General features: G+C 68.4%; 17 protein-coding genes. 8 read left to right on the top strand and 9 right to left on the bottom strand.

Annotated elements, in window-relative coordinates; all coding sequences use genetic code 11:
• The first annotated feature begins 1 nt into the window (after nucleotide 1).
• The 5 genes from BLQ74_RS03545 (at nucleotide 2) to BLQ74_RS03525 (ending at nucleotide 6,934) form a co-directional block, all read left to right on the top strand.
• The gene (locus BLQ74_RS03545) at nucleotides 2–784 is read left to right on the top strand and encodes a fimbrial biogenesis chaperone (protein WP_090260902.1); all 783 of its coding nucleotides are present in this window, start codon (nucleotides 2–4) and stop codon (nucleotides 782–784) included.
• A gap of 20 nt (nucleotides 785–804) precedes the next feature.
• Nucleotides 805–3,258, top strand: a complete 2,454-nt coding sequence (locus BLQ74_RS03540; protein ID WP_090260900.1) for a fimbria/pilus outer membrane usher protein — start codon at nucleotides 805–807, stop codon at nucleotides 3,256–3,258.
• Nucleotides 3,255–4,286 carry a Csu type fimbrial protein gene (locus BLQ74_RS03535; RefSeq protein WP_090260899.1) on the top strand — a complete coding sequence of 344 codons (1,032 nt, stop codon included), beginning with the start codon at nucleotides 3,255–3,257 and terminating at the stop codon, nucleotides 4,284–4,286. The genes BLQ74_RS03540 and BLQ74_RS03535 overlap by 4 nt, the downstream gene beginning before the upstream one ends.
• Before the next feature lie 82 nt (nucleotides 4,287–4,368).
• Nucleotides 4,369–4,965 carry a LemA family protein gene (locus BLQ74_RS03530; protein ID WP_090260897.1) on the top strand — a complete coding sequence of 199 codons (597 nt, stop codon included), beginning with the start codon at nucleotides 4,369–4,371 and terminating at the stop codon, nucleotides 4,963–4,965.
• Between the two features lie 25 nt (nucleotides 4,966–4,990).
• Complete coding sequence (locus tag BLQ74_RS03525) at nucleotides 4,991–6,934, top strand: M48 family metallopeptidase (RefSeq protein WP_090260895.1); 1,944 nt, start codon at nucleotides 4,991–4,993, stop codon at nucleotides 6,932–6,934.
• A 68-nt stretch (nucleotides 6,935–7,002) separates the two neighbouring features.
• Here BLQ74_RS03525 and BLQ74_RS03520 read toward each other — a convergent pair whose 3' ends face one another.
• The 3 genes from BLQ74_RS03520 to BLQ74_RS03510 all read right to left on the bottom strand — a co-directional run bounded on the left by BLQ74_RS03520 (nucleotide 7,003) and on the right by BLQ74_RS03510 (nucleotide 9,750).
• Nucleotides 7,003–8,385: an amino acid permease gene (locus BLQ74_RS03520; RefSeq protein ID WP_090260893.1), complete on the bottom strand. Its 1,383-nt coding sequence runs from the start codon at nucleotides 8,383–8,385 to the stop codon at nucleotides 7,003–7,005.
• 295 nt (nucleotides 8,386–8,680) lie between these two features.
• On the bottom strand, nucleotides 8,681–9,367 hold the full coding sequence (locus tag BLQ74_RS03515; RefSeq protein WP_090260891.1) for a class I SAM-dependent methyltransferase: 687 nt from the start codon (nucleotides 9,365–9,367) through the stop codon (nucleotides 8,681–8,683).
• 152 nt (nucleotides 9,368–9,519) lie between these two features.
• A complete protein-coding gene (locus BLQ74_RS03510; RefSeq protein WP_090260889.1) occupies nucleotides 9,520–9,750 on the bottom strand; it encodes a hypothetical protein in 231 nt (76 codons plus the stop codon).
• 350 nt (nucleotides 9,751–10,100) lie between these two features.
• Here BLQ74_RS03510 and BLQ74_RS03505 point away from each other — a divergent pair, with 350 nt between their 5' ends.
• The gene (locus BLQ74_RS03505) at nucleotides 10,101–13,226 is read left to right on the top strand and encodes a transglycosylase domain-containing protein (RefSeq protein WP_090260886.1); all 3,126 of its coding nucleotides are present in this window, start codon (nucleotides 10,101–10,103) and stop codon (nucleotides 13,224–13,226) included.
• Nucleotides 13,227–13,237: 11 nt separating this feature from the next.
• Here BLQ74_RS03505 and BLQ74_RS03500 read toward each other — a convergent pair whose 3' ends face one another.
• Nucleotides 13,238–13,462, bottom strand: a complete 225-nt coding sequence (locus tag BLQ74_RS03500; RefSeq protein WP_090260884.1) for a VF530 family protein — start codon at nucleotides 13,460–13,462, stop codon at nucleotides 13,238–13,240.
• A 264-nt stretch (nucleotides 13,463–13,726) separates the two neighbouring features.
• Between BLQ74_RS03500 and BLQ74_RS03495 the strand changes: the two genes are divergently transcribed.
• Nucleotides 13,727–14,917 (top strand): sugar transporter, encoded by a 1,191-nt coding sequence (locus tag BLQ74_RS03495; RefSeq protein WP_090260882.1) that lies wholly within the window; start codon nucleotides 13,727–13,729, stop codon nucleotides 14,915–14,917.
• Between the two features lie 69 nt (nucleotides 14,918–14,986).
• On the opposite strand, the gene putP is transcribed toward BLQ74_RS03495, so the two are convergent.
• The 5 genes from putP to BLQ74_RS03470 form a co-directional block, all read right to left on the bottom strand.
• On the bottom strand, nucleotides 14,987–16,504 hold the full coding sequence (putP, locus tag BLQ74_RS03490) for a sodium/proline symporter PutP (RefSeq protein WP_090260879.1): 1,518 nt from the start codon (nucleotides 16,502–16,504) through the stop codon (nucleotides 14,987–14,989).
• 614 nt (nucleotides 16,505–17,118) lie between these two features.
• Nucleotides 17,119–17,898, bottom strand: a complete 780-nt coding sequence (locus BLQ74_RS03485; RefSeq protein WP_090260877.1) for an ABC transporter permease — start codon at nucleotides 17,896–17,898, stop codon at nucleotides 17,119–17,121.
• Complete coding sequence (locus BLQ74_RS03480; protein WP_090260875.1) at nucleotides 17,895–18,827, bottom strand: ABC transporter ATP-binding protein; 933 nt, start codon at nucleotides 18,825–18,827, stop codon at nucleotides 17,895–17,897. The genes BLQ74_RS03485 and BLQ74_RS03480 overlap by 4 nt, the downstream gene beginning before the upstream one ends.
• Nucleotides 18,828–18,919: 92 nt before the next feature.
• Nucleotides 18,920–19,540, bottom strand: a complete 621-nt coding sequence (locus BLQ74_RS03475) for a glutathione S-transferase family protein (protein WP_090260872.1) — start codon at nucleotides 19,538–19,540, stop codon at nucleotides 18,920–18,922.
• Between the two features lie 114 nt (nucleotides 19,541–19,654).
• Nucleotides 19,655–20,326, bottom strand: a complete 672-nt coding sequence (locus tag BLQ74_RS03470; protein WP_090260870.1) for a transglutaminase-like domain-containing protein — start codon at nucleotides 20,324–20,326, stop codon at nucleotides 19,655–19,657.
• Nucleotides 20,327–20,482: 156 nt separating this feature from the next.
• On the opposite strand from BLQ74_RS03470, the gene BLQ74_RS03465 reads away from it, so the two are divergent.
• Complete coding sequence (locus BLQ74_RS03465; protein WP_090260868.1) at nucleotides 20,483–22,921, top strand: acyl-CoA dehydrogenase; 2,439 nt, start codon at nucleotides 20,483–20,485, stop codon at nucleotides 22,919–22,921.
• Nucleotides 22,922–22,983: the final 62 nt, after the last annotated feature.

Here is a 22,983-nt window from a genome sequence, read left to right as displayed (position 1 = left end):
GATGTCTCGAACGAGAGGTTTTTTCCAGTCCTGCGCAGCCGGCCTCGCCGGCCTCGCCCTGCTGCTCAGCCCGACCGCGCGGGCCAGCAGTTCGATCCTGATCTGGCCGATCGACCCGCTGCTGCGCCACGACCAGCGCGCCACCGCGCTCTGGCTGGAAAACCACGGCGAACAACCCAGCCTGCTGCAATTGCGCGTCTTCGCCTGGCGCCAGGCCGACGGCGAGGAGCATTACCACGCGCAACGCGAGGTCATCGGCAGCCCGCCGATGATCCGCATCGCCCCCGGCGAACGGCAACTGGTCAGGCTGACCCAGCTAAAGCCCGTCGCGGCCGCGACCGAGCAGGCCTACCGCATCCTCATCGATGAGATACCGACGCCGTCCGCGCCGGCCGCCGAGCCGGGCAACGCCGCCACGGTGCAGTTCCAGATGCGCTACTCGGTGCCGCTGTTCGTCCAGGGCGAAGGCCTCTCGCCGCGCCCCGACGCATCGCGCCAGGGCGACACGGCCGACGCCAGCGACGCGCAATTGAGCTGGCGTCCGCTCAGCGTGAACGGCAGGCACTACCTGGAAGTGCGCAACCAGGGCACACGGCACGCACGCCTGACGCGGGTCAGCCTGGAACACCAGGGCGCGACCCTGGAGGTCGCCAGCGGCCTGCTCGGCTATGTGCTGGCCGGCAGCCAGATGCGCTGGCCGCTCGCCGAGGCGGTCGGCACGGACGCCCGGCTGCGCGCCGAGAGCAACGGCGAGCCAGGAGAAATCCCACGCTGGCGGCCCTGAGCAGAGCCACCGGATTTGCCATGTTGAGCCGCCTGCGCGCGCCGCGACGGCAGGCCGTTCGGGCCTGGCCACGCCGCCTGCTGCTGGCCGGCGCGACCCTGCTGTCCGGCGAACTGGAGGCCCTGGCCGCGCCCCTGCCCACGCCGCCGCGCGGTCCCCTGAGCCTGCCCGACAGCACCCTGCTGGCGCTGGAGCTGGTGCTCAACCGCAAACCCAGCGGGCGGGTGTTGACGGTGGAGGTGCGCGACGGCGGCCTGCTGGTCGACGCCGGCGAACTACGCGCCGCCGGGCTGGCGCTGGACGCACGGCACAGCGGCCTGCTGCGCCTGGACAGCCTGCCCGAGGTCGAGACGCGCTACGAGGCCGCCACCCAACGCCTACTGTTGCAGGTGCCGACGCACTGGCTGCCGGCGCAACGGCTCGGCGATTCGCCGCCGCCAGCGCACGAGCAGGCCCACACCAGCTTCGGCGCCCTGCTCAACTATGAGGTCTACGCCGCCAGTGCCGAGCGCGGCGCCGACTACAGCTCGGCCTGGAGCGAACTGCGCCTGTTCGGCGAGTTCGGCACCCTCAGCCATAGCGGTGTCTACCAGCACGGCTATTCCGCCGCGGCCACGCCGTCGCGCTACCTGCGCTACGACAGCACCTGGCGCCACGCCAACGAGCGACACGCGCTGGCCGTCGAAGTCGGCGACCTGATCAGCACCGCGCAGAGCTGGAGCACGCCGGTGCGCCTGGGCGGCGTGCAGGTCTCGCGAGACTTCGCCATCCGCCCAGACATCGTCACCTACCCGCTGCCGCAGTTCTCCGGCGAAGCGGCGGTTCCGACCACCCTCGACCTGTTCATCAATGGCTACCGCAACGGCAGCTACCAGCTGGAGCCCGGCCCCTTCAGCATCAGCAACCTGCCTTTCATCAATGGCGCCGGGCAAGCGCAACTGGTGACCACCGACGCCCTCGGCCGCCAGGTCTCCACCCGCGTGCCCTTTTATGTCAGCAGCGACCTGCTGCGCCCGGGGCTGGCGGACTTCTCCGCCGCGCTGGGCAGCCTGCGGCGCAACTATGGCCTGAGCAGTTTCGACTACGGCCCTGGCGCCGCCAGCGCTTCGCTGCGCTACGGGATGACGCCCTGGTTCACCCTCGAAAGCCACGCCGAAGGCGCCGCCGAACTGGCCCTCGGTGGCCTCGGCGGCCTGCTGCGCCTGGGCAACCTCGGCGTGCTCAGCGGCGCCGTCGGACGCAGCCGCCTGCGCGGCACCGAGGGCGAGCAACTGAGCCTCGGCTACCAATACAGCGCGCCGCGTTTCAATCTGTCCCTGCTGCGCACCCAGCGTAACGCCGGCTATGCCGACCTGGCGCTGTACGACCAGTACCAGCGCGCGCCGCCGCTGCCCGGCTCGCCGCGCGCCGGGCACGGCAGCGCGTCGCTCAGCCGCAGCAGCACCCAGGCGACCCTCAGCGTCTCGCTGCAGCGCTGGGGCAGCCTCGGCGGCGGTTACTTCGACGTCGAGGCCGGCGACGGCAGCCGTACCCGCCTGCTCAACCTGTCCTGGAGCCGCTCGCTGTGGGGCAACGCCAGCCTTCACCTGTCCGCCACCCAGCAGATCGGCGCCGGCGGCTGGAGCAGCGCCGCGCAACTGGTGGTGCCCTTCGACCTCGGCGGGACCCTCAGCGCCAGCCTGGAACGCACGGCCGACCAAGGCGCGAGGCGCCGGCTCGATTACCACCAGGCCACGCCCAGCGCCGGCGGGCTGGGCTGGAACCTGGCCCACGCCGACGGCGACCAAGGCGGCCGCTACCAGCAGGCCAGCCTGACCTGGCGCGACGAGCACCTGCAGGTCCAGGGTGGCGCCTACGGTGACGCGCGCGGCTACACGCGCTGGGCGGACGTCGGCGGCTCGCTGGTCTGGATCGACGACGCCGTGCTCGCCGCCAACCGCATCGACGACGCCTTCGTAGTGGTCAGCACCGACGGCCATGGCGGGATTCCGGTGCACTACGAAAACCAGCTGGTCGGCGAAACCAATGACGCCGGCCACCTGCTGGTGCCCTGGAGCAGCGGCTACTACGACGCCAAGTACAGCATCGACACCCTCGGCCTGGCGGCGAATATCGAAGCGCCCAGCGTCGAGCGCCGGGTCGCGGTCAGATCCGGCAGCGGCTACCTGCTGCGCTTCCCGCTCCGCCGCGTGGTCGCCGCCAGCGTCGAGCTGCACGACACCCGGGGACGCCCGCTGCCCCTGGGTACCCGGATCAGCCGCGCCGACGGCGGCGAGGCCTACGTGGGCTGGGATGGCCTGGTCTACCTGGAAGGCCTGCGGGCGCGCAATCGCCTGGACGCGCGCCTGCCCGATGGCACGCACTGCCGCGCCGAGTTCGAACTGGACACCCGGATCGAAACGCTGGCCCAGGTGGGACCGCTGTCCTGCCGGCCAAGCCGAGACACGCCGACGCCAACAGGAGAACACCGATGAAAACGCTGCCATGGCTGGTACTGGGACTGGCGCTAGCGAGCGCCGGGCAGGCCTGGGCCGACACCGTCGTCAAGCAATGCCGGCAGGCCAGCGCACAAGCCTCCTTCGGCACCCTCAGCTCGCTGACCGTGCGCGACGAAGCGCAACGCCTGCTCAGCGGCGGCGGGATGAGCTGCGACCAGTCCAAGGGCACGCTGATCGGACAGTCCTGGATCAGGATGCAGATCGACCGCGCCAGCGACCCGGTGCTGACCCATGGGCAGACCGGCGAGCAGGTACCCTTCGCGCTCTACTCGTCGGCCAATGCCACCTCGGCGCTGGAGGCGGGGCGCCCCTACGACTACTCGACCTTCACCTTCCTCGGCAACGGCCCGGACCTCGGCAGCTTCCCGGTGTACCTGCGCACGGCCAAGGGCGCCAATGTCTCCGCCGGCACCTATCACGCCACCATCCGACTGCGCTGGTACTGGCGCATCTGCCTCAACGGCCAGGCCTTCGGTATCTGCAATATTCCGGGCTGGGACATCAGCCCCGGCCTGCGTGGCGGTTGCCTCCTCGAAGCCTGCACCCTGCCGCCGGACACCTGGGGCGAGGGCGTGCCGACCAGCATCCAGGTGAGTCTGGTGGTCAGCCCGGACTGTCTCATCACCGCGCCCGCCCTCGATTTCGGCAGCGCGCCCCTGGCCCAGAACTTCGACACCCAGCAGGGCAACATCACCATCCGCTGCACCAAGGGCGCTCTCTATAGCGTCGGCCTGAACGACGGCGCGCAGGCCGACGGCAAGACCCGGCGCATGGCCAACGGCGGCCATTACCTGGCCTACGAGCTATACAAGTCGCGCAGCAGCGAGCGCTGGGGCGCCACCGGCAGCGAGAGGCGCGCCAGCACCAGCGCCGAAATCAACCCCAACCAGTACGACGGGGTCAGCGGCCAGCGTTTCGACTACCGCGCACGAGTGCTGCCGGAGCAGAACACGCCGCCGGCGGGCATCTACCGGGACAGCGTGGTGATCGACGTGCAGTTCTGAGCCGCCGGGCCGCCCTCCCCCTTGGCAGTCCGGGGCTTTCCGCTATCATCGGCGCTACGTCTGCCGCAGATAAGGACATCCCATGTCGGTTTCTTCCCTGGTGACACTGGCCATCCTGGCCCTGCTCGTCTTCGCCGTCGTCGGCGCCTTCAACCAGTTGGTGACGCTGCGCAACCGCTACCAGAACGCCTTCGCGCAGATCGAGGTGCAGCTCAAGCGCCGCTACGACCTGATCCCCAACCTGGTGGAAACCGCCAAGGCCTACCTCCAGCACGAGCGCGAGACCCTGGAAGCCGTGATCGCCGCGCGCAACGCCGCGGTCGCCGGGCTCAAGGCCGCCGCCGCCGAGCCCGGTGGCGCCGCCGCCATGGCCCGGCTGGCCGGCGCCGAGGGCGCCCTGGGTGGCGCCCTCGGGCGTCTCAACGTGACCCTGGAGGCCTACCCGGACCTCAAGGCCTCGCAGAACATGCAGCAGCTCACCGAGGAGCTGTCGAGCACCGAGAACAAGGTCGCCTTCGCCCGCCAGGCCTACAACGACGCGGTGATGGAGTACAACACCTACAAGCAGTCGTTCCCCGCCGTGCTGCTGGCGCCGAGCTTCGGCCACAAGGTGAACGCCACGCCGCTGGAGTTCGCCGACAGCAAGCTCATCCAGGACGCCCCCAAGGTCGCCTTCTGATCGTGCGTAGCGCAGGGAGCGCGGCATGAACTTCTTCCAGCACCAGGACCACGCCCGCCGCCAGACCGGGCGCCTGATCCTGCTCCTGGCCATCGCCGTGACCTGCCTGGTGAGCCTCACCACGCTGGTGCTCGGCTGGCTCTGGCGGCACATCGGCGAGCCGGGCACGCACTGGACCTCGCCGAACAACCTGTCCAATGCCGACCTCTACCTGGGCGTGGCCCTGGTGGTGGTCAGCGTGGTGGTGGTTTCCGCCCTCTACAAGCAGAGCCAATTGAGCGCGGGCGGCCGCGCCGTGGCCGAACGCCTCGGCGGCAAGCTGATCAACCTGGACGCGCGGGGCGCCGACGAGCGCCGGGTGCTCAACGTGGTGGAGGAGATGGCCATCGCCTCGGGCACCCCGGTGCCGCCGGTCTATCTGCTCGAAGACGACGCGATCAACGCCTTCGCCGCCGGCGTGACCCCGCGCGACGCGGTGATCGGCATCACCCGCGGGGCCATCGGCCTGCTCAGCCGCGACGAGCTGCAGGGGGTGATCGCCCACGAGTTCAGCCACATCTACAACGGCGACATGCGCCTGAATACGCGCCTGGTGGCGCTGCTGCACGGCATCCTGGTGCTCGGCCTGATCGGCGAAGGCCTCCTGCGCGGGCTGTGGGACGCTGACACGCCGAGCGCCGCTCGCATTCGCGTGAGCGGCCGCAGCGGCAGCAGCGACACCTCCAGCGACTCGGGCAGTGGCTCCGGCTTCGCCCTGTTGCTGCTGCTCGTCCTCTCCGGCGCCTGCCTCTGGCTGCTGGGTTCGGTGGGTACCTACTTCGGCAACCTGATCAAGGCCGCGGTGAACCGCCAGCGCGAATTCCTCGCCGACGCCTCGGCGGTACAGTTCACCCGCAACCCGGCTGGCATCGCCGGGGCGCTGAAGAAGATCGGCGGCCACGGATCGCTGCTGGCCGCCCTGCACCGCGCCGAGTTCAGCCACCTGTACTTCGGCGACGGCGCGGGCGCCAGGCTGTTCGGCTTCGACAGCCATCCGCCGCTGCAGGAGCGCATCCGCCGCATCGAGCCGGGCTGGGATGGCCGCTACCCGAGGATCGAGCCACGCCTGGACACCCCGCTGCTCGGCCCCGAGGCCTGGCAGGCCGCGCTCGCCGGCTTCAGCGCCAGCGCCGCCGAACAGGCGATCGCCGCCATCGGCGAGCCACGCAGCGAACACCTGGCGCAGGCGCGCAGCACGCTCGACAGCCTCGACCCAACGCTGAGCAACGCGGCGCACAGCGCAGCCGGCGCCCAGGTGCTGATCTACGGCCTGCTGCTCGACGCCGACGCCGAGGCACGCCAGCAGCAGCGCGAGTTGCTGAGCAGCCGCCTCGACCTGAGCCTGGCATTCACCCTGGAACGCCTGGACGACGCCCTCCTGGCCCTGGCGCCGGGCCAACGCCTGCCGCTGCTGGACCTCGCCATTCCGGCGCTGAAGCAGTTGCCGCCAGCCGAGGTGGAAACGCTGCTGAGCAACATGGCGCTGCTGATCAAGGCCGACAAACGGGTCAAGCTGCTGGAGTGGACCCTGCTGCGCATCGTCGAACGCAACCTGCGCCCGGCCTCGGCGCGCATCGGCAACCTGGCCCTGGCCGAGCTGGCCGAGGAGTCGGCGATCCTGCTCGGCTTCCTCGCACGGCTGGACGACACGCCGGCGCTGTCGGCCGACCAGGCGTTCGCCGAAGCCTGGGCCAGCCTGCCCTTCCCGTCCCGGCCCCGCCCGCTCGCCGAAGCCGGCAGCCTGCGCGACCTGGAAGCAGCGCTCAGGCGCCTGACGCAACTGCGCCCGTTGCAGAAACCGCAACTGCTCAAGGCCATGGCGCGCTGCATCGAGTTCGACGGCCGCATCAGCGTCGCCGAGGCCGAGCTGATGCGCGCGGTGGCGGACATCCTCGATTGCCCGATGCCGCCGCTGCTGGCCAAGGCATAGGGCCGGCGCGGCAAACGAGCAAAAGAAAAGGGCCTCCGCAGAGGCCCTTTTTCATGACACGCAGCGCATCAGGCGCGACTGGCCGCGCCCGCCGGCTCGCCTTTCGACGCCAGGTCGAAGACGCGGTAGAGCAGCACCAGCAGGACCAGGAAGGCCGGGCCGATGTACAGGGCGATGCGGGTGTCCTCGAAGTACGCCATCAGCGCCACCACCAGCACCAGGAAGGCCATGGCCAGGTAGGAACTGAGCGGGTACAGCCACAGCTTGAACCGCAGCGTGCCGGCTTCGGCCACGGACAGGCCGCGGCGGAACTTGAGTTGCGCCAGCAGGATCATCGCCCAGGTCCAGATCGCGCCGAAGGTGGCGATCGAGGTCACCCAGGTGAACACCTTCTCCGGCACCAGGTAGTTCAGCAGCACGCCGAACAGCAGGGCGAAGATCGACAGCAGCAACGCGTTGCGCGGCACGCCGCCCTTCGAGGTCTTGGCGAACAGCGCCGGTGCCTGGCCGTGCTGGGCCAGGCTGTAGAGCATGCGCCCGGTGCTGAAGATGCCGCCGTTGCAGGACGACAGCGCGGCGGTGATCACCACGAAGTTGATGATGCCGGCGGCGGTCTTGATGCCGAGGCGCTCGAAGGTCATCACGAAGGGGCTGCCCTGGGTGCCGATCTCGTTCCACGGGTAGATCGACATGATCACGAAGAGCGCGCCGACGTAGAACAGCAGGATGCGCCAGAACACCGAGTTGATCGCTCCGGGGATGGTCTTCTGCGGGTTCTTCGCTTCACCGGCGGTGAGGCCGATCATTTCCACGCCGAGGTAGGCGAACATCACCATCTGCAGCGACATCAGCACGCCGCTGATGCCATGCGGCATGAAGCCGCCGTTGCTCCACAGGTTGGCGATGCCGGTGGCGACGCCGCCGTTGCCCAGGCCGAAGACGATCATGCCGCCACCGACCAGGATCAGCGCGAGGATGGTGACGATCTTGATCAGGGCGAACCAGAACTCGAACTCACCGAAGGCGCGGACCGCGATCAGGTTGATCGTGCCCATGCTCGCCAGCGCCGCCAGGGCCCAGATCCAGCGCGGCACCTCGGGGAACCAGATGCCCATGTAGATGGCGACCGCGGTGATTTCCGCGACGCAGGTCACCAGCCAGAGGAACCAGTAGTTCCAGCCGGTCAGGTAGCCGGCCAGCGGGCCGAGATAATCCTGGGCGTAGCGGGCGAAGGAGCCGGCGACAGGGTTGTGCACGGCCATCTCGCCGAGGGCGCGCATGATCACCAGAATGGCCAGGCCGCCGATGATGTAGGACAGCATGATGGCCGGACCGGCCATCTGGATGGCCTTGGCCGAGCCGAGGAACAGGCCGACACCGATGCAGGCGCCGAGCGCCATGAGTCGGATGTGCCGTTCGTTGAGATCCCGTTGCAGATCGTGGGACGACATGGGTTGCAACCTCGATGTTGTTGTTGGGCATATCAGCGGAAAACTCGAACGTGCGGTCGGGATGGGGAGGCGCCCGCGACGAGATGGCTTCGCCGCCGCGCTGGGGAGCACGGGGCGTCGATCGGTCTGGACGCTTCCGGAACTGCACACCGGAAGAGGCTGCCCGCCCTTGTGGAGCGGACGTGGGCATTGCGGGAGTGAACCACTGAGGTCGCCGCGGAGTGTTGCATAAGTTCGCCGGAGCGTCTGCCCCCGAATGGTGCAGAAGCATCCCGGCGCCAAGCGGCGAATCGACTCAGGCGCAGTCGTTCGCCAGCTCGGCGATCAGCAGCAGCGAACAGGGACTGCCGGTGTCCGGCCGGCACGGTTCGCCGAGGCGGCTGAGGCGCCAGCCGCTGGCGTGCAGCAGTGCCAGCCAGGACTCAAGGGTGCGGAAGTACCAGGGCATCGGTTCGCTGAATGCGTCGGCGAAGGCGGCGAAGGTCTCCAGCCGCCAGCCATCCGCATAGGCCTGCTCACCGCAGGCGCTCCAGGGATGCAGGGTCTGGATCAGCAAACGCCCGGCCGGCGCCAGCAGCCCCTGCAGGCCACGCAGCAGCGGTGCCAGGTCTTCGTCGAACAGGGCGAAGTTGCACACCAGCGCATCGAAACGCCCCAGCCCGTGCCCCGCCCCGGCGGCCAATTCGGCCTGCGTCAACACCTCGAAGCGCGCCCCGCCGGCCTGGCGCGCCGCCGCGATCAACGCCGGCGCGGCGTCCACCCCGAGCGCCACGCAGCCGCGCTCGCCCAGCGCCCGGCACAGCCAGCCCTCGCCGCAGCCGATGTCCAGCACGCGCCGTGGCGCCGCGGCCATGAGCGCATCGAGGATCGCCGCATCGGTGGCCAGGCGCCGGCTGTCGATGCGCTGCTCGCGCACCACGCGGGTCCAGGCCTGGGCGTTGGCCTGCCAGCTCTGCAGAATGCGTTGGTTGGGATCGCTCATGGGCAGGCTCCAGGCATGTCCAGGGGGCAGTCGCCAGAGTCTAGGCTCGACGGGCCAAGCCTGGTAGGCGCCGCTTGCCCGCGCCAAGGGAGCCTGCCGCGCGCGCATGCAACGCGACGGCAGCCGGTGCCCAGGGCGTTTTCGTGCACGGCCTACAGGCCCTTGGGCACGGCGAGGCCCTTGGTCGAGGGGCCGCTCTTCAACGGCTGGTGGCAACCGGCATCGCTGTAGGGCCCCGACAGCCGGACCCAGCCATCGCCGAGCGAGGTCTGGCTGCACGCCAGGTGGCCGTTGAGGCGGCTCTGCCACAGGTAGAACGGCATGGGCGCCGCCTGGGCGGCCAGGGCGAAGATGCACAAGCAGGACAGCAGAAGACGGCGCATGACGCAGGGGATTCCACAAGGGTTCGGCGGCATTGCACCCGGCCCGGCCGCGGAATGCAATCGGCCACGCAGATTTTCCGCCGCCGACTACGCTCTACATAAGGGGGGCCGCTGGTATGGGGGTCTTCGCGGCATCGGGATGGATGCCGGTCATCACGTCGGCGGAGTCCACTTACTCAAGCTTCACCAGGCTCAGGACGAACGGTCGCTGAGCGACGGTCGGGCAAGGCGAAAGCGATCGAGGACGCGCCGCTCAGCGGCGCTGCGTGAGCACCCGAGATCGCTTGCAACGCCGCACCGCCGCGCACAGGACCTTTTCGTACCGCGCCTAAGCATGGGCAGGTCGTGATATGGGTTCTACGGCGCACTCCGGTCAACAGCATTCACAACCGGGCAGCCCGGAGCCCGGTTTTTCCCCGAAAAAGCCTCGTTCCCCTCACCATCACCAGCGTTTCCTCCTGCTGCTGCTCTTCGTCCTGCCGCTGCTCGCGGCCATGGGCGCGGCGCTGCTCTATGAGGCGCGCACCTCCAAGCTGCAAGCGCGTGAACTGGCGCGCTATGCCGGGCAATTGACCTGGCAGGTCGATGCCGGCGCCAGCGCCCAGGTGGTCTATCCCAAGGACGGCCCCTTCGACCGACGCCTGGGCTACCTGCAATTGCCGGACTTCCTGCAACGCCTGCATGAGCGCAATTTCGTCACCCTCGACCAGGCGCGCTTCTCCCCGGCGCTGATGCAATACAGCGGCTACGGACTGTTCCCGCCCTATGCGGAGAAGGCCCAGGCCGGTATCGACGTCGCCGACTGCCGCGGCCTGCCGATCTACAACTTCCGCTATCCGCAGCGGCTCTACGGCAACTTCGAGGGCATCGCCCCGCTGATCGTGCAGAGCCTGCTGTTCATCGAGAACCGCGACCTGCTCGACCGCGAGCACCCCTACCTGAATCCGGCCATCGACTGGAGCCGTTTCACCCAGGCGGCGCTGGCCCAGGGCGGGCGGCTGATCGGCCTGGGCAACCACGCCCCCGGCGGCAGCACCCTGGCCACGCAGATCGAGAAATACCGGCACTCCCAGGACGGCCGCACCAGCTCGATCAGCGACAAGTTGCGGCAGATGGCCTCGGCCAGCGTGCGCGCCTACCAGGGCGGCGCGGAAAACCTGCCGGCGCGCAAGAACGTGGTGCTCACCTACCTCAACTCGGTGCCGCTCTCGGCGCAGCCGGGCTACGGCGAAGTCAGCGGGCTGCCGGACGGCCTGTGGATCTGGTACGGCGCCGACTACCAGCAGGTCAACCGCCTGCTCACCACCCCGGCCGGCGATGAAGCGAGCCTGCAGGCCCAGGGCAAGGCGCTGCGCCAGGTGGTCTCGCTGATGATCGCCCACCGCCGCCCCTCCTATTACCTGGCGCGCGGGCGCAAACCCCTGAGCGAGCTGACGGACAGCTACCTGCGCCTGCTCGCGCAGAACGGCATCATCGGCGAAGCGCTGCGCGACGCCGCGCTCAGCCAGCGCCTGGTGTTCCGCGATCCGCAAAGCCAGCCGACGGTGCAGCCGCTGGAAAACAACAAGGGCGTGAGCCTGGCCCGCACGCGCCTGGCCGGCATGCTCAACGTGCCGCTGTATGACCTGGACCGCCTGGACCTGTCCTTCAGCACCACCCTGCAGGACGACTTGCAGGAACAGGTCAGCGCTTACCTCCGGCGCCTCGCCGATCCGACCGTCGCCGCGCAGCTCGGCCTGTTCGGCGAGCACCTGCTGACCCAGGACCGCACCGCCGACGTGCGCTACAGCTTCACCCTGTTCGAACGCAGCGCCGACGGCAACCGTGTGCGCGTGCAGACCGACAGCACCGACCAGCCGTTCGACATCAACGAAGGCAGCAAGCTGGAACTGGGCTCCACCGCCAAGCTGCGGGTGCTGTCCAACTACCTGGAAGTGATCGCCGGGCTGTACCGCGACTACGCCGGCAAACCCGCGACGGAATTGCGCAAGGTGCCGGTGGAGCCGCTCGATGCCATCAGCCGCTGGTCCATCGACTACCTGATCGCCAACCCGCGCAGCGACCTCTCGGCGATGCTCGCCGCGGCCATGCAGCGCAAGTACTCGGCCAGCCCCTACGAAAGCTTCTTCACCGGCGGCGGCGTGCACACCTTCAACAACTTCCGTAAGGAAGACAACGGGCGTATCCCGACCATCCTCGATGCCCTGCGCGAGTCGATCAACCTGCCCTTCGTGCGCCTGCTGCGCGACCTGGTGCGCCATGACATGTACCAGAACGCCGGCAGCAAGGTGACGGTCCTGCAGGACGACAAGGACCCGCGCCGCCAGGCCTATCTGGACAAGTTCGTCGACCACGAGAGCCAGGTCTACCTGCTGCGCTTCTGGCAGAAATACCGTGGCAAGACCACCGACGAGCGCCTCGACACCTTCCTCGACGGCCTGCATCCGTGGCCGGTGCGGCTGGCGGCGATCCACCGCTACCTGCAACCGCAGGCCGACTTGCCGACCTTCACCGCCTTCCTCCAGGAACGCCTGAAGCAAGGCAAGTACAACGGCGAAGCGCTCACGGAAAAACGCCTCACCGACCTCTACAAGCGCTATGGCCCCGGCGCCTACGATCTCAACGACCAGGGCTACGTGGCCCGCGTGCACCCGCTGGAACTCTGGCTGCTCGGCTACCTGCAACGGCAACCGCAGGCCACCTTCAGCGACGCGGTGGCGGCCAGCAACGCCGAACGCAAACAGGTCTATGGCTGGCTCTACAAATCACACCACAAGGGCGCCCGCGACAAGCGCATCCGCATCATGCTGGAAGTCGAGGCCTTCCTCGACCTGCACCAGCAATGGAAGCAACTGGGCTATCCCTTCGACCACCTGGTGCCGTCGCTGGCCACCGCCCTGGGCAGCTCCGGCGACCGCCCGGCGGCCCTGGCGGAACTGATGGGGATCATCCTCAACGATGGCATTCGCCTGCCCACCCTGCGCATCGACAGCCTGCACTTCGCCGCCGACACCCCCTACGAGGTGCGCCTGGCGCCGCAAGCCAACGTCGGACGGCGGGTGATGACCTCGGAAGTCGCCAGCACCCTGCGCGACGCGCTGTCCCAGGTGGTCGACGCCGGCACCGCGCGGCGCCTCTCCGGCAGCTTCCGCCTGGCCAACGGCAACGCCCTGGTGATGGGTGGCAAGACCGGCACCGGCGACAACCGCATCGAAAGCTTCACCCGCGGCGGCGCGGTGAAGAGTTCGCGCGCGCTGAACCGCACCGCGACCTTCGTCTTCTACCTCGGCCCACGGCACTTCGGCACCCTCACCGCCTATGTCGCCGGCAGCGAATCCAGTGACTTCAAGTTCACCTCGGCGCTGCCGGTGCAGGTCCTCAAGGGCATGGCGCCGATGCTGCAGCCGTACCTGGAGCCGGGGATCGCCACTGGCTGCCATGCGCCCCAGGAGACCCTGCGCGTGAGCTGGCTGTAGGCGCCGCCGGGCTATCGCTGGTCCTGGACCAGGCGGCGGTAAAGCGTCTCGACCTGCTCCCGCGCCCAGGGCGTGCGGCGCAGGAAGGTCAGGCTGGACTTGATGCTCGGCTCGCTCTTGAAACAGCGGATGTCCACGCGCTTGGCCAGGCCATCCCAGCCGTACGCCTCCAGCAGGCGTTCGAGGATGACCTGTAGGGTCATGCCGTGCAGCGGGTCTTTGGGTTTGTCGGTCATGGCGATGTCTTCGCGGCGGACTCGGAAGCGCGGCACCTTACCCCAAGTCGCCGGCGGCGCACACCCGGCGGGGGTGCGGGCGGACGATGGGCGGCGTAGAATCCGCGCCACAGCCGCATCCCCATACCGATAACGAATCCTTCCCGCCTCTCTTGCGCCCAGGCCCGTCGCCTCGGGTCACCGTCGTCGCGCGCGACACGATTGCCTCCGGAACCGGGGATCGGCCTGAGCAACCCACTCACTCAGGAACCCCGATCCGTCCCCATGGATAGCCTCCGCAATACCCCGAACGGCAGTTGGCTGAGCGTGATCGCCCTGGCCCTCGCCGCCTTCATCTTCAACACCACGGAATTCGCCCCGGTCGGCCTGCTCAGTGACATCGGGCAGAGCTTCGGCATGCCCAGCGAGCAGGTCGGCCTGATGCTGACCCTGTACGCCTGGGTGGTGTCGCTGGCCTCGCTGCCGATGATGCTGGTCACCCGCAACATCGAACGCCGCCGGCTGCTGGTGCTGGTCTTCCTGCTGTTCATCGGCAGCCATGTGCTGTCGGGGTTCGCCTGGAACTTCACCACGCTGATGCTCAGCCGCATCGGCATCGCCTTCGCCCATGCGGTGTTCTGGTCGATCACCGCCTCGCTGGCGGTGCGCGTGGCGCCGCCGGGCAAGCAGGCGAAGGCGCTCGGCCTGCTGGCCACCGGCACCACCCTGGCGATGGTCCTCGGCGTCCCGCTGGGGCGGATGCTCGGCGAAGCCCTGGGCTGGCGCGTGACCTTCCTCGCCATCGCCGGGCTGGCGGTGCTCGCCATGCTCTGCCTGGCGCAGACCCTGCCGCTGCTGCCCAGCCAGAACTCCGGCTCGCTGCGCAGCCTGCCGCTGCTGTTCCGCCGCCCGGCGCTGGTCGCGCTGTACGTGCTGACCGTGCTGGTGATCACCGCGCACTTCACGGCCTACAGCTACATCGAACCCTTCGCCCGGCAGGTAGCCGGACTCAGCGGCGAGCGCACCACCCTGCTGCTCCTGCTGTTCGGCGGCGCCGGGGTGTTCGGCTCGATCCTCTTCAGCCGCTACAGCGAGCGCTTTCCACGCGGCTTCCTGGTCAGCGCCATCGCCGTGCTCGGCGGCTGCCTGCTGCTGCTCCTGCCGCTCTCGACGCAGCCCCTGCCGCTGCTCGCGCTGAGCCTGTTCTGGGGCGCCGCCATCCTCTGCTTCGGCCTGGCCCAGCAGGCCAAGGTGCTGCACCTGGCCGCCGACGCCACCGACGTGGCCATGGCGCTGTTTTCCGGGCTGTACAACATCGGCATCGGCGCCGGCGCGCTGCTCGGCAGCGGGGTGACCCGTGCACTGGGCCTGGCCCAGGTCGGTAATGTCGGCGCGGCGCTGGCCGCGCTCGGCCTGTCGCTCTGCGCCTTCAGCGCCTGGCGCTACGCCGACGCCCTGCGCAGCGGCAAGCGTTGAGCCTACCCGCCTGAACGAAAAAGGCCGCAGCCCCTCGCGGGACTGCGGCCTTGGCCAACGCAGCGGAAATCAGCGCGCCGGGACGGGCGCCGCTGCCGGTAGATGGGCTTCGGCGTATTCCGCCTCGGCTTCATCGAAGCGCTCGAGCATGGCTTTCGACGGTGCCTTGCCGAGCAGGCTGAAGACCACAATGGCGACGCTGGAGAGGATGAAGCCCGGGATGATCTCGTAGAGGCCGAGCCAGCCGAACTGCTTCCAGACGATCACGGTCACGGCGCCGACCAGCATGCCGGCCAGGGCGCCATTGCGGTTCATGCGCTTCCACAGCACCGAGAACAGCACCAGCGGGCCGAAGGCCGCGCCGAAACCGGCCCAGGCGTAGGACACCAGGCCGAGCACACGGTTGCTCGGGTTGGCGGCCAGGGCGATGGCGATCAGCGCCACCAGCAGCACCATGGCGCGGCCGACCCAGACCAGTTCGAGCTGGCTGGCGTTCTTGCGCAGGAAGGCCTTGTAGAAGTCTTCGGTCAGCGCCGAGGAGCAGACCAGCAACTGGCAGCTCAGGGTGCTCATCACCGCGGCGAGGATGGCCGACAGCAGCACACCGGCGATCCACGGGTTGAAGAGGATCTTCGCCAGTTCGATGAATACCCGCTCGTGGTTCTCGCTGACCGCGCCGGCCTGCTCCGGGTGCGCCGAGAAGTAGGCGATGCCGAAGAAGCCCACGGCCACCGCGCCGCCCAGGCAGAGGATCATCCAGGTCATGGAGATGCGCCGGGCGGCCGGAATCGACTTCACCGAATCGGCGGCCATGAAGCGCGCCAGGATGTGCGGCTGGCCGAAATAGCCCAGGCCCCAGGCCATCAGCGAGATGACGCCGACGAAGGACGCGCCCTTGAGCATGTCGAAGTTGGCCGCGTCCTTCAGCTCGATGGCGGCGAAGGTCGGTTCGGTGCCACCGGTGGCGAAGAGCACGATGATCGGCGTGAGGATCAGCGCGAAGATCATCAGCGAGGCCTGCACGGTGTCGGTCCAGCTCACCGCCAGGAAGCCGCCGACGAAGGTGTAGGCGATGGTGGCGGCGGCGCCGGCCCAGAGCGCGGTCTCGTAGGACATGCCGAAGGTGCTTTCGAACAGGCGGGCGCCGGCGACGATGCCGGACGCGCAGTAGATGGTGAAGAACACCAGGATCACCACCGCCGAGAGGATGCGCAGCACGCGGCTGTCGTCCTCGAAGCGGTTGGTGAAGTAATCGGGGAGCGTCAGGGCGTTGCCGTTGTGCTCGGTGTGCACGCGCAGGCGCCCGGCGACGAACAGCCAGTTCAGGTAGGCGCCGGCGATCAGGCCGATGGCGATCCAGCTTTCCGACAGGCCGGAGAGGAACACGGCGCCGGGCAGGCCCATCAGCAGCCAGCCGCTCATGTCCGAGGCACCGGCCGAGAGCGCGGTGACGAAGCTGCCGAGGCTGCGGCCGCCGAGGATGTAGTCGGAGAAGTTGTTGGTGGAACGGTAGGCGGCGAGTCCGATCAGGACCATGGCCGCGATGTAGATCACGAAAGTGATCAGGGTTGGCGTGTTGACGCTCATGGGGGCTCCCCTGCAGCTTGTTTTTATCCGGGCCCGGCGGGTAATCCAGGCCCTTGCGTGGCGGACCGGCGCGGGTGGCGCCAGCCCAGGCCGCGCACCTTTCGGCGCACGGCGGCGATGCGAAGCGACATGGATAGCCCAAGGGCCGTGCCGCTCCCATCAGAGCCCTTCTCCGCAAGACGGAGAAACGGCTGGTGTCGCTGTGGCATACGCTCCCTGGATAAGACAGGTACGCCTGAAATTCTCACCGGTAGACCGCCTTGGACATCCGCCTGGCGGTCGCAAGCCCGCAGCTCGCGCGGCCCGCCACCAGGGGGGAGCGGCGCGAGGGGCGCGGATTTTACTGCATCGGCGGTCGTTGGCCAGGGCCACGCGACGGAATGGCCGCCCGGCGCCGGCAGGTGCCGGCGGCCTCGGGGGCAGGTCACTCGCCCGCCATCCGGCCGTCAGCCTCACGCTGAAAAAACCGGATGGCGGAATCTAGTGGCTGCGCCACCCGGCTTTCTTGCGCAAGGCTCCGAAGTTTTTGCGAAAAACTCCGAAGCGCGCCGGGGCCAATGAAAAGGCCCCGCTCCATGGGAGGCGGGGCCTTGCCGGCGACACGGAGACGACGGCTACTGGCGCATGCCGCGTCCGCTCACCAGCAGGCGGATGCAGACGATGTAGAGCAGCACCGTGGCCACCAGCATGAAGGCGACGGCGACGCCGATCTGGATGTCGGAAACGCCGAGGATGCCGTAGCGGAAGGCGTTGACCATGTGCAGGATGGGGTTGGCCAGCGACACCGTCTGCCAGAACGCCGGCAGCATGTGGATCGAATAGAACACCCCGCCCAGGTAGGTCAGCGGCGTCAGCACGAAGGTCGGGATGATCGAGATGTCATCGAAGTTGCGCGCATAGACCGCGTTGATGAAGCCGCCGAGGGAAAAGATGGTCGCGGTCAGCAGCACCACCAGCACGGTGATGCCGACGTGGTGCATCTGCAGGCGGGTGAAGAACAGCGACAGCACGGTGACGATCACCCCCACCGCCAGGCCGCGCAGCACGCCGCCGACGATGTAACCGAGGAGGATGGTGTGCGGCGACACCGGCGACACCAGCAGCTCCTCGATGTTGCGCTGGAACTTGCTGCCGAAGAAGCTCGACACCACGTTTCCGTAGGAGTTGGTGATCACCGACATCATGATCAGCCCCGGCACGATGTACTGCATGTAGCTGAAGCCGCCCATGTCGCCGATCTGCCGGCCGATCAGGTTGCCGAAGATGACGAAGTACAGAACCATGGTGATCGCCGGCGGCAGCAGGGTCTGCGGCCAGATGCGCACGAAGCGGCGCACCTCGCGGTGGATGATGGTCTTCAGGGCGATGGCGTTGGCGCGCAGCTCGAAACTCATACGGCCACCTTCGACAGGTTCTTCTCGACCAGGGACACGAACAGCTCCTCGAGACGATTGGTCTTGTTGCGCATGCTCAGGACTTCGATGCCACGGGCGCCCAGCTCGACGAACAGGCCGTTGATGCCCTGCGCCTTCTCCACCTGCACCTCCAGGGTGTGGTCATCGATCAGCCGCGCGGGGTAGCCGGCCAGCGCCGGCGCCTCGCTCAAGGCCTCCTTGAGGTCGAGCAGGAAGGTTTCCACATGCAGCTGGGTGAGCAGCTTGCGCATGCTGGTGTTCTCGACGATGGTGCCGTGGTCGATGATCGCGATATTGCGGCAGAGCTGCTCGGCCTCTTCCAGGTAGTGGGTGGTGAGGATGATGCTGATGCCCTGCTGGTTCAGCTCGGTGAGGAAGTTCCACATCGAGCGGCGCAGTTCGATATCCACCCCCGCGGTGGGTTCGTCGAGGATCAGCAGGCGCGGTTCGTGGACCAGCGCGCGAGCGATCATCAGGCGGCGCTTCATGCCGCCGGACAGCTCGCGGGAGGCGGAATTGCGCTTGTCCCACAGGCCGAGCTGGGTCAGGTACTTCTCCGCGCGCTCCCTGGCGATGCGCACCGGGATGCCGTAGTAACCGGCCTGGGTCACGACGATGTCGAAGACCTTCTCGAACTGGTTGAAGTTGAACTCCTGCGGCACCACCCCGAGGCAGCGCTTGAGCCCGGCGGGGTCGCGGTCCAGGTCATGGCCGAACACGCTGACCGTGCCGCTGGTCTTGTTCACCAGGGTCGAGAGGATGCCGATGGTGGTGGACTTGCCGGCGCCGTTGGGGCCGAGCAAGGCGAAGAAATCGCCCTCGGCGACGTCCAGATCGATCCCCTTCAGGGCCTGGAAACCGTTGCCGTAGGTTTTCGTCAATTGACGGATGGAAAGCGCGGAACTCATGGAATTTCCCGTGGCTGGAGCGGCGGCGAAATGGAACAGCTAGATAAGGCCGCGCGCCGGCAAATGCAACCTTTACCGGTGCGCGGAACCCCTCAGGTCAGTGCCGTCATCACCGCCTTGCGATAGGCCGGGCGCTCGCGCAGACGCGCGTACCAGGCCGCCAGGTGCGGCAGTGGCGGGCGTTCGATGGGCATCTCGAACCAAGCATAGATGAAGCTGCCCAGCGGAATATCGCCCATGGCGAAATGCTCGCCGGAGAGATACGGCTGCCGCGCCAGGGTCTGCTCCGGCACCGCCAGGGCCTTGGCGCAGGCGTCGATGGCCGCGGCGATGGCGGCCGGGTCGCGCTGCTCCGGCGGGGTGCGCAGGGTGCCCCAGAACACCGTGCGGAACGGACCGGCGAAGGTCGAGGTGGTCCAGTCCATCCATTTGTCGGCGCTGGCGCGCTGCCGTGGGTCGTGTGGATAGAGGCTGCCCGGCGCGTACTGCGCCGCCAGGTAGCGGACGATGGCGTTGGACTCCCAGAGCACCAGGCCGTCGTCCTCCAGGGTCGGCACCACGCCGTTGGGGTTCAGCGCGCGGTACGGCGGTTCGTTGACCAGGCCAAAGGCGCCGCCGGCGTCGATACGCTCGTAGGCCAGGCCGGCCTCCTCCGCGCACCAGAGCGCCTTGCGCACATTGGAAGAATTCATCCGGCCCCAGATTTTCAGCATGGCGTGCAGCCTCTTGTTCTTGGCGTGACGACGAGGCCGCGGGACGGCCCGTTTTCGATGCAGGCACCCTACCGGGCGCCGCGCCAATAGAAAAGACGAGCGTACTGATGGTGACTATCGATTGCCGTCATGGCTCGCCGCTTCGCCCTGCAGATCGCCGGCCAGGGGCAGCGCCGCGGCGTCGAACAAGTGCGGATAGCAGTGCCGCAGATGGCCGAAGAACAGTGCCTCGGGCAGGTCGGCGAAATGGCCATGATCGCGCAGGTACTCCATGTGCCGCTCACCGTTGCGGTTGAACGGATGGAAGACACTGTCGCTGCGCCCATCGAACGCCAGCGGCAGCACGCCGAAGGCGTCGCACAGTTCGAGGTTGAAGGCCGGCGTGGCCTTGACCCAGCGGCCGTCGAGGAACAGCTCGGTATAGCCATGCATGGCGAACACCTCGCTGCCCAGCAGGGCCAGCAGGCGCGGCGTGGCCAGGTGGTTCTTCACGTCGGCCAGGCCGATGCGCGCGGGAATCCCGCAATGGCGCGCACAGGCGGCGAGCAGGATGGCCTTGGGCACGCAGTAGGACTGCCCCTCGCGCAGCGCATGGCTGCCCAGCAGCGTGCCTGGGTCGAGACTGAACACGTAGGGGTTGTAGCGGATGCCGTCGCGCACCGCGTAATACAGCGCCACCGCCTGCGCGCGCGGGTCCTCGCTGGCGCCGCGATGACGCTCGGCGAACTCGATCACCGACGGGTGATCGCTGTCCACGAAGCGGGCGGGTTTCAAGTAGTCCTGCATGGCGTGCTCTCCCTGGGGCGAGTCGCCAGTCTAACCAGTCCGCCCGCCGGGCCATCAGGGCGATCCGGACAAGCTCGCCGGGCATGCCGCCATCCCGTCACGGGCGGCCCGGCTACGCTGAAGGGATCGCCCGTGATTCCCCAAGGAGGAAAGCCCATGACCTGGCTCTGGTTGCTCGTACTCATCCTCGGCTGCGCCTGGCTGGCCCACCGGCGCAGCGCCCCGGCGCCGGCGCTGGGCATGATCGCCGTCTATCTGATCTTCATGGGCCTGTTCAGCCATGCCCACGGCTGGATGCTCGTCCTCTGGCTGCCCTGGCTGGCGCTGAGCGCCGTCCTGCTGCTGCCGGAGCTTCGCCGCCGGTGGTTCAGCGCGCCGCTGTTCGCCTGGTTCGAGAAAGCCCTGCCGCCGATGTCCGACACCGAACGCGAAGCCATCGAAGCCGGCACCGTGTGGTGGGACGGCGAGCTGTTCAGCGGCCGTCCGGACTGGAGCAAACTGCTCGGCTACCCGGCGCCGCAGCTCAGCGAGGAGGAACAGGCGTTCATCGACGGCCCCACCGAACAGCTCTGCGCCATGGTCAATGACTGGGACATCGCCCAGCGCATGGACCTGCCGGCCGAGGTCTGGGCCTTCATCAAGGCGCAGGGCTTCTTCGGCCTGATCATTCCCCAGCAATACGGCGGCAAGGGCTTCTCCGCCTTCGCCCACTCCCAGGTGGTGATGAAGCTGGCCAGCCGCAGCGGCGACCTGGCCTCCACCGTGATGGTGCCCAACTCCCTCGGCCCGGCCGAACTGCTGCTGCACTACGGCACCGACGCACAGCGCCAGCGCTACCTGCCGAGCCTGGCGCGCGGCGAGGATATTCCCTGCTTCGCCCTGACCAGCCCGCAGGCCGGCTCCGACGCCAGCGGCATGAGCGACATCGGCATCGTCTGCAAGGGACTCTGGCGCGGCGAGGAAGTCATCGGCCTGCGCCTGACCTGGGAGAAGCGCTACATCACCCTCGGCCCGGTGGCCACCCTGCTCGGCCTGGCCTTCAAGTGCCACGACCCGGAGCACCTGCTCGGCGAGCGGGAGAACCTCGGCATCACCCTGGCGCTGATTCCCACCGACACCCCCGGCGTCGAGATCGGCCGGCGCCACCTGCCGCTGGGCGCGGCCTTCATGAACGGACCGAATGCCGGCAAGGACGTCTTCGTGCCGCTGGACTGCATCATCGGCGGCCAGGAAATGATCGGCAAAGGCTGGATGATGCTGATGAATTGCCTGTCGGTGGGCCGCTCGATCTCCCTGCCGGCGGTCGGCACCAGCGCGGCCAAGGCGTGCGGCTACAGCAGCGGCCGCTATGCGCAGATCCGCGAGCAGTTCAACCTGCCCATCGCTGCCTTCGAGGGGATTCAGGCGGCCCTGGCGCGCATCGGCGGCAACGCCTGGATGATGGACAGTGCGCGCATCCTCACCGCCCACGCGGTGGACCTCGGCGAGAAACCCTCGGTGCTCTCGGCGATCCTCAAGTACCACCTGACCGAACGCGGCCGCGAGTGCATCACCCACGCCATGGACATCCACGGCGGCAAGGGCATCATCCTCGGTCCACGCAACTACCTCGGCCGCGCCTGGCAGAACGCGCCCATCTTCATCACCGTGGAAGGCGCCAACATCCTCTCGCGCAACCTGATGATCTTCGGCCAGGGCGCCATCCGCTGCCATCCCTACGTGCTCGCGGAAATGGCCCTGGCCCGGCGCGAGGACAAGGCGCAGGCGCTCCGCGAGTTCGACCGCCTGCTGCTCGACCACATCGGCTTCGCCGTCGGCAACGCCGCCAGCAGCCTGCTGCTCGGGCTCGGCCTGGGCAGCTTCGACACAGTGCCCGGCGACCGCGTCGCGCGCCCCTACTACCGTGGGCTGAACCGGCTGGCAGCGAGCTTCGCCCTGCTCACCGACGTCAGCATGATGCTGCTCGGCGGCGAACTGAAACGCCGCGAGCGCCTTTCCGCGCGCCTCGGTGACGCCCTCAGCCACCTCTACCTGGGCTCGGCGGCGCTCAAGCGCTACCACGACCTCAACCATGCCGAATACCTGCAACCGCTGCTGCGCTGGGCCATGGAAGAAAACCTGGCGAAAGCCGAGGAAGCCCTCGCCGGACTGCTGGAGAATTTCCCCAACCGCCTCATCGGCTGTCTGCTGAAACCCCTGGTGTTCCCCCTAGGCCGGCGCCACAAGGGCCCCAGCGATGCGCTGGACGCCGAGATCGCCGGCATCCTCGGCCGCCCGCTGGACGACCCGTCATTGCAGGCGATTCTCTACGGCACCTTCCTGCCCCACGGCGAACAGGACCCGATCGCCGACCTGGAGCGCGCCTACACGCAGTTGCGCGAGACAGCGCCGCTGCACCAGCAACTGCAGCAGGCCCTCAAGAACGGCGAGGTGCGACCGGCCGCCGGCCAGTCGCCGATCGACGCGGCGCGGGCCGCGGGCGTGTTCGACGTGGCTCAGGCGGAGCGCCTGCACGCCGCCGAAGCCGCGCGGCGCCGGGTGATCGATGTCGACGACTTCGCCAAGGAAGCGCTGCGCGGGCAGGTTCGCGATTGACGTCCGGCGAATCACGGCAAGGGGGTGGTACGGCGCCCTTGCCGTTTCGGCGCAAAGCATGC

The sequence above is a fragment of the Pseudomonas panipatensis genome (assembly GCF_900099785.1).
GTDB lineage: Bacteria > Pseudomonadota > Gammaproteobacteria > Pseudomonadales > Pseudomonadaceae > Pseudomonas > Pseudomonas panipatensis.
The sequence above is the reverse complement of the archived record's forward strand: the minus strand, read 5'-3'. Positions and strand labels throughout refer to the sequence as shown.

Excerpts from the sequence above, each read along its gene's own strand:
- BLQ74_RS03545 (WP_090260902.1), top strand. The coding sequence starts at position 2 with ATGTCTCGAACGAGAGGTTTTTTCCAGTCCTGCGCAGCCGGCCTCGCC.
- BLQ74_RS03540 (WP_090260900.1), top strand. The coding sequence starts at position 805 with ATGTTGAGCCGCCTGCGCGCGCCGCGACGGCAGGCCGTTCGGGCCTGG.
- BLQ74_RS03535 (WP_090260899.1), top strand. The coding sequence starts at position 3,255 with ATGAAAACGCTGCCATGGCTGGTACTGGGACTGGCGCTAGCGAGCGCC.
- BLQ74_RS03530 (WP_090260897.1), top strand. The coding sequence starts at position 4,369 with ATGTCGGTTTCTTCCCTGGTGACACTGGCCATCCTGGCCCTGCTCGTC.
- BLQ74_RS03525 (WP_090260895.1), top strand. The coding sequence starts at position 4,991 with ATGAACTTCTTCCAGCACCAGGACCACGCCCGCCGCCAGACCGGGCGC.
- BLQ74_RS03520 (WP_090260893.1), bottom strand. The coding sequence starts at position 8,385 with ATGTCGTCCCACGATCTGCAACGGGATCTCAACGAACGGCACATCCGA.
- BLQ74_RS03515 (WP_090260891.1), bottom strand. The coding sequence starts at position 9,367 with ATGAGCGATCCCAACCAACGCATTCTGCAGAGCTGGCAGGCCAACGCC.
- BLQ74_RS03510 (WP_090260889.1), bottom strand. The coding sequence starts at position 9,750 with ATGCGCCGTCTTCTGCTGTCCTGCTTGTGCATCTTCGCCCTGGCCGCC.
- BLQ74_RS03505 (WP_090260886.1), top strand. The coding sequence starts at position 10,101 with ATGGGTTCTACGGCGCACTCCGGTCAACAGCATTCACAACCGGGCAGC.
- BLQ74_RS03500 (WP_090260884.1), bottom strand. The coding sequence starts at position 13,462 with ATGACCGACAAACCCAAAGACCCGCTGCACGGCATGACCCTACAGGTC.
- BLQ74_RS03495 (WP_090260882.1), top strand. The coding sequence starts at position 13,727 with ATGGATAGCCTCCGCAATACCCCGAACGGCAGTTGGCTGAGCGTGATC.
- putP (WP_090260879.1), bottom strand. The coding sequence starts at position 16,504 with ATGAGCGTCAACACGCCAACCCTGATCACTTTCGTGATCTACATCGCG.
- BLQ74_RS03485 (WP_090260877.1), bottom strand. The coding sequence starts at position 17,898 with ATGAGTTTCGAGCTGCGCGCCAACGCCATCGCCCTGAAGACCATCATC.
- BLQ74_RS03480 (WP_090260875.1), bottom strand. The coding sequence starts at position 18,827 with ATGAGTTCCGCGCTTTCCATCCGTCAATTGACGAAAACCTACGGCAAC.
- BLQ74_RS03475 (WP_090260872.1), bottom strand. The coding sequence starts at position 19,540 with ATGCTGAAAATCTGGGGCCGGATGAATTCTTCCAATGTGCGCAAGGCG.
- BLQ74_RS03470 (WP_090260870.1), bottom strand. The coding sequence starts at position 20,326 with ATGCAGGACTACTTGAAACCCGCCCGCTTCGTGGACAGCGATCACCCG.
- BLQ74_RS03465 (WP_090260868.1), top strand. The coding sequence starts at position 20,483 with ATGACCTGGCTCTGGTTGCTCGTACTCATCCTCGGCTGCGCCTGGCTG.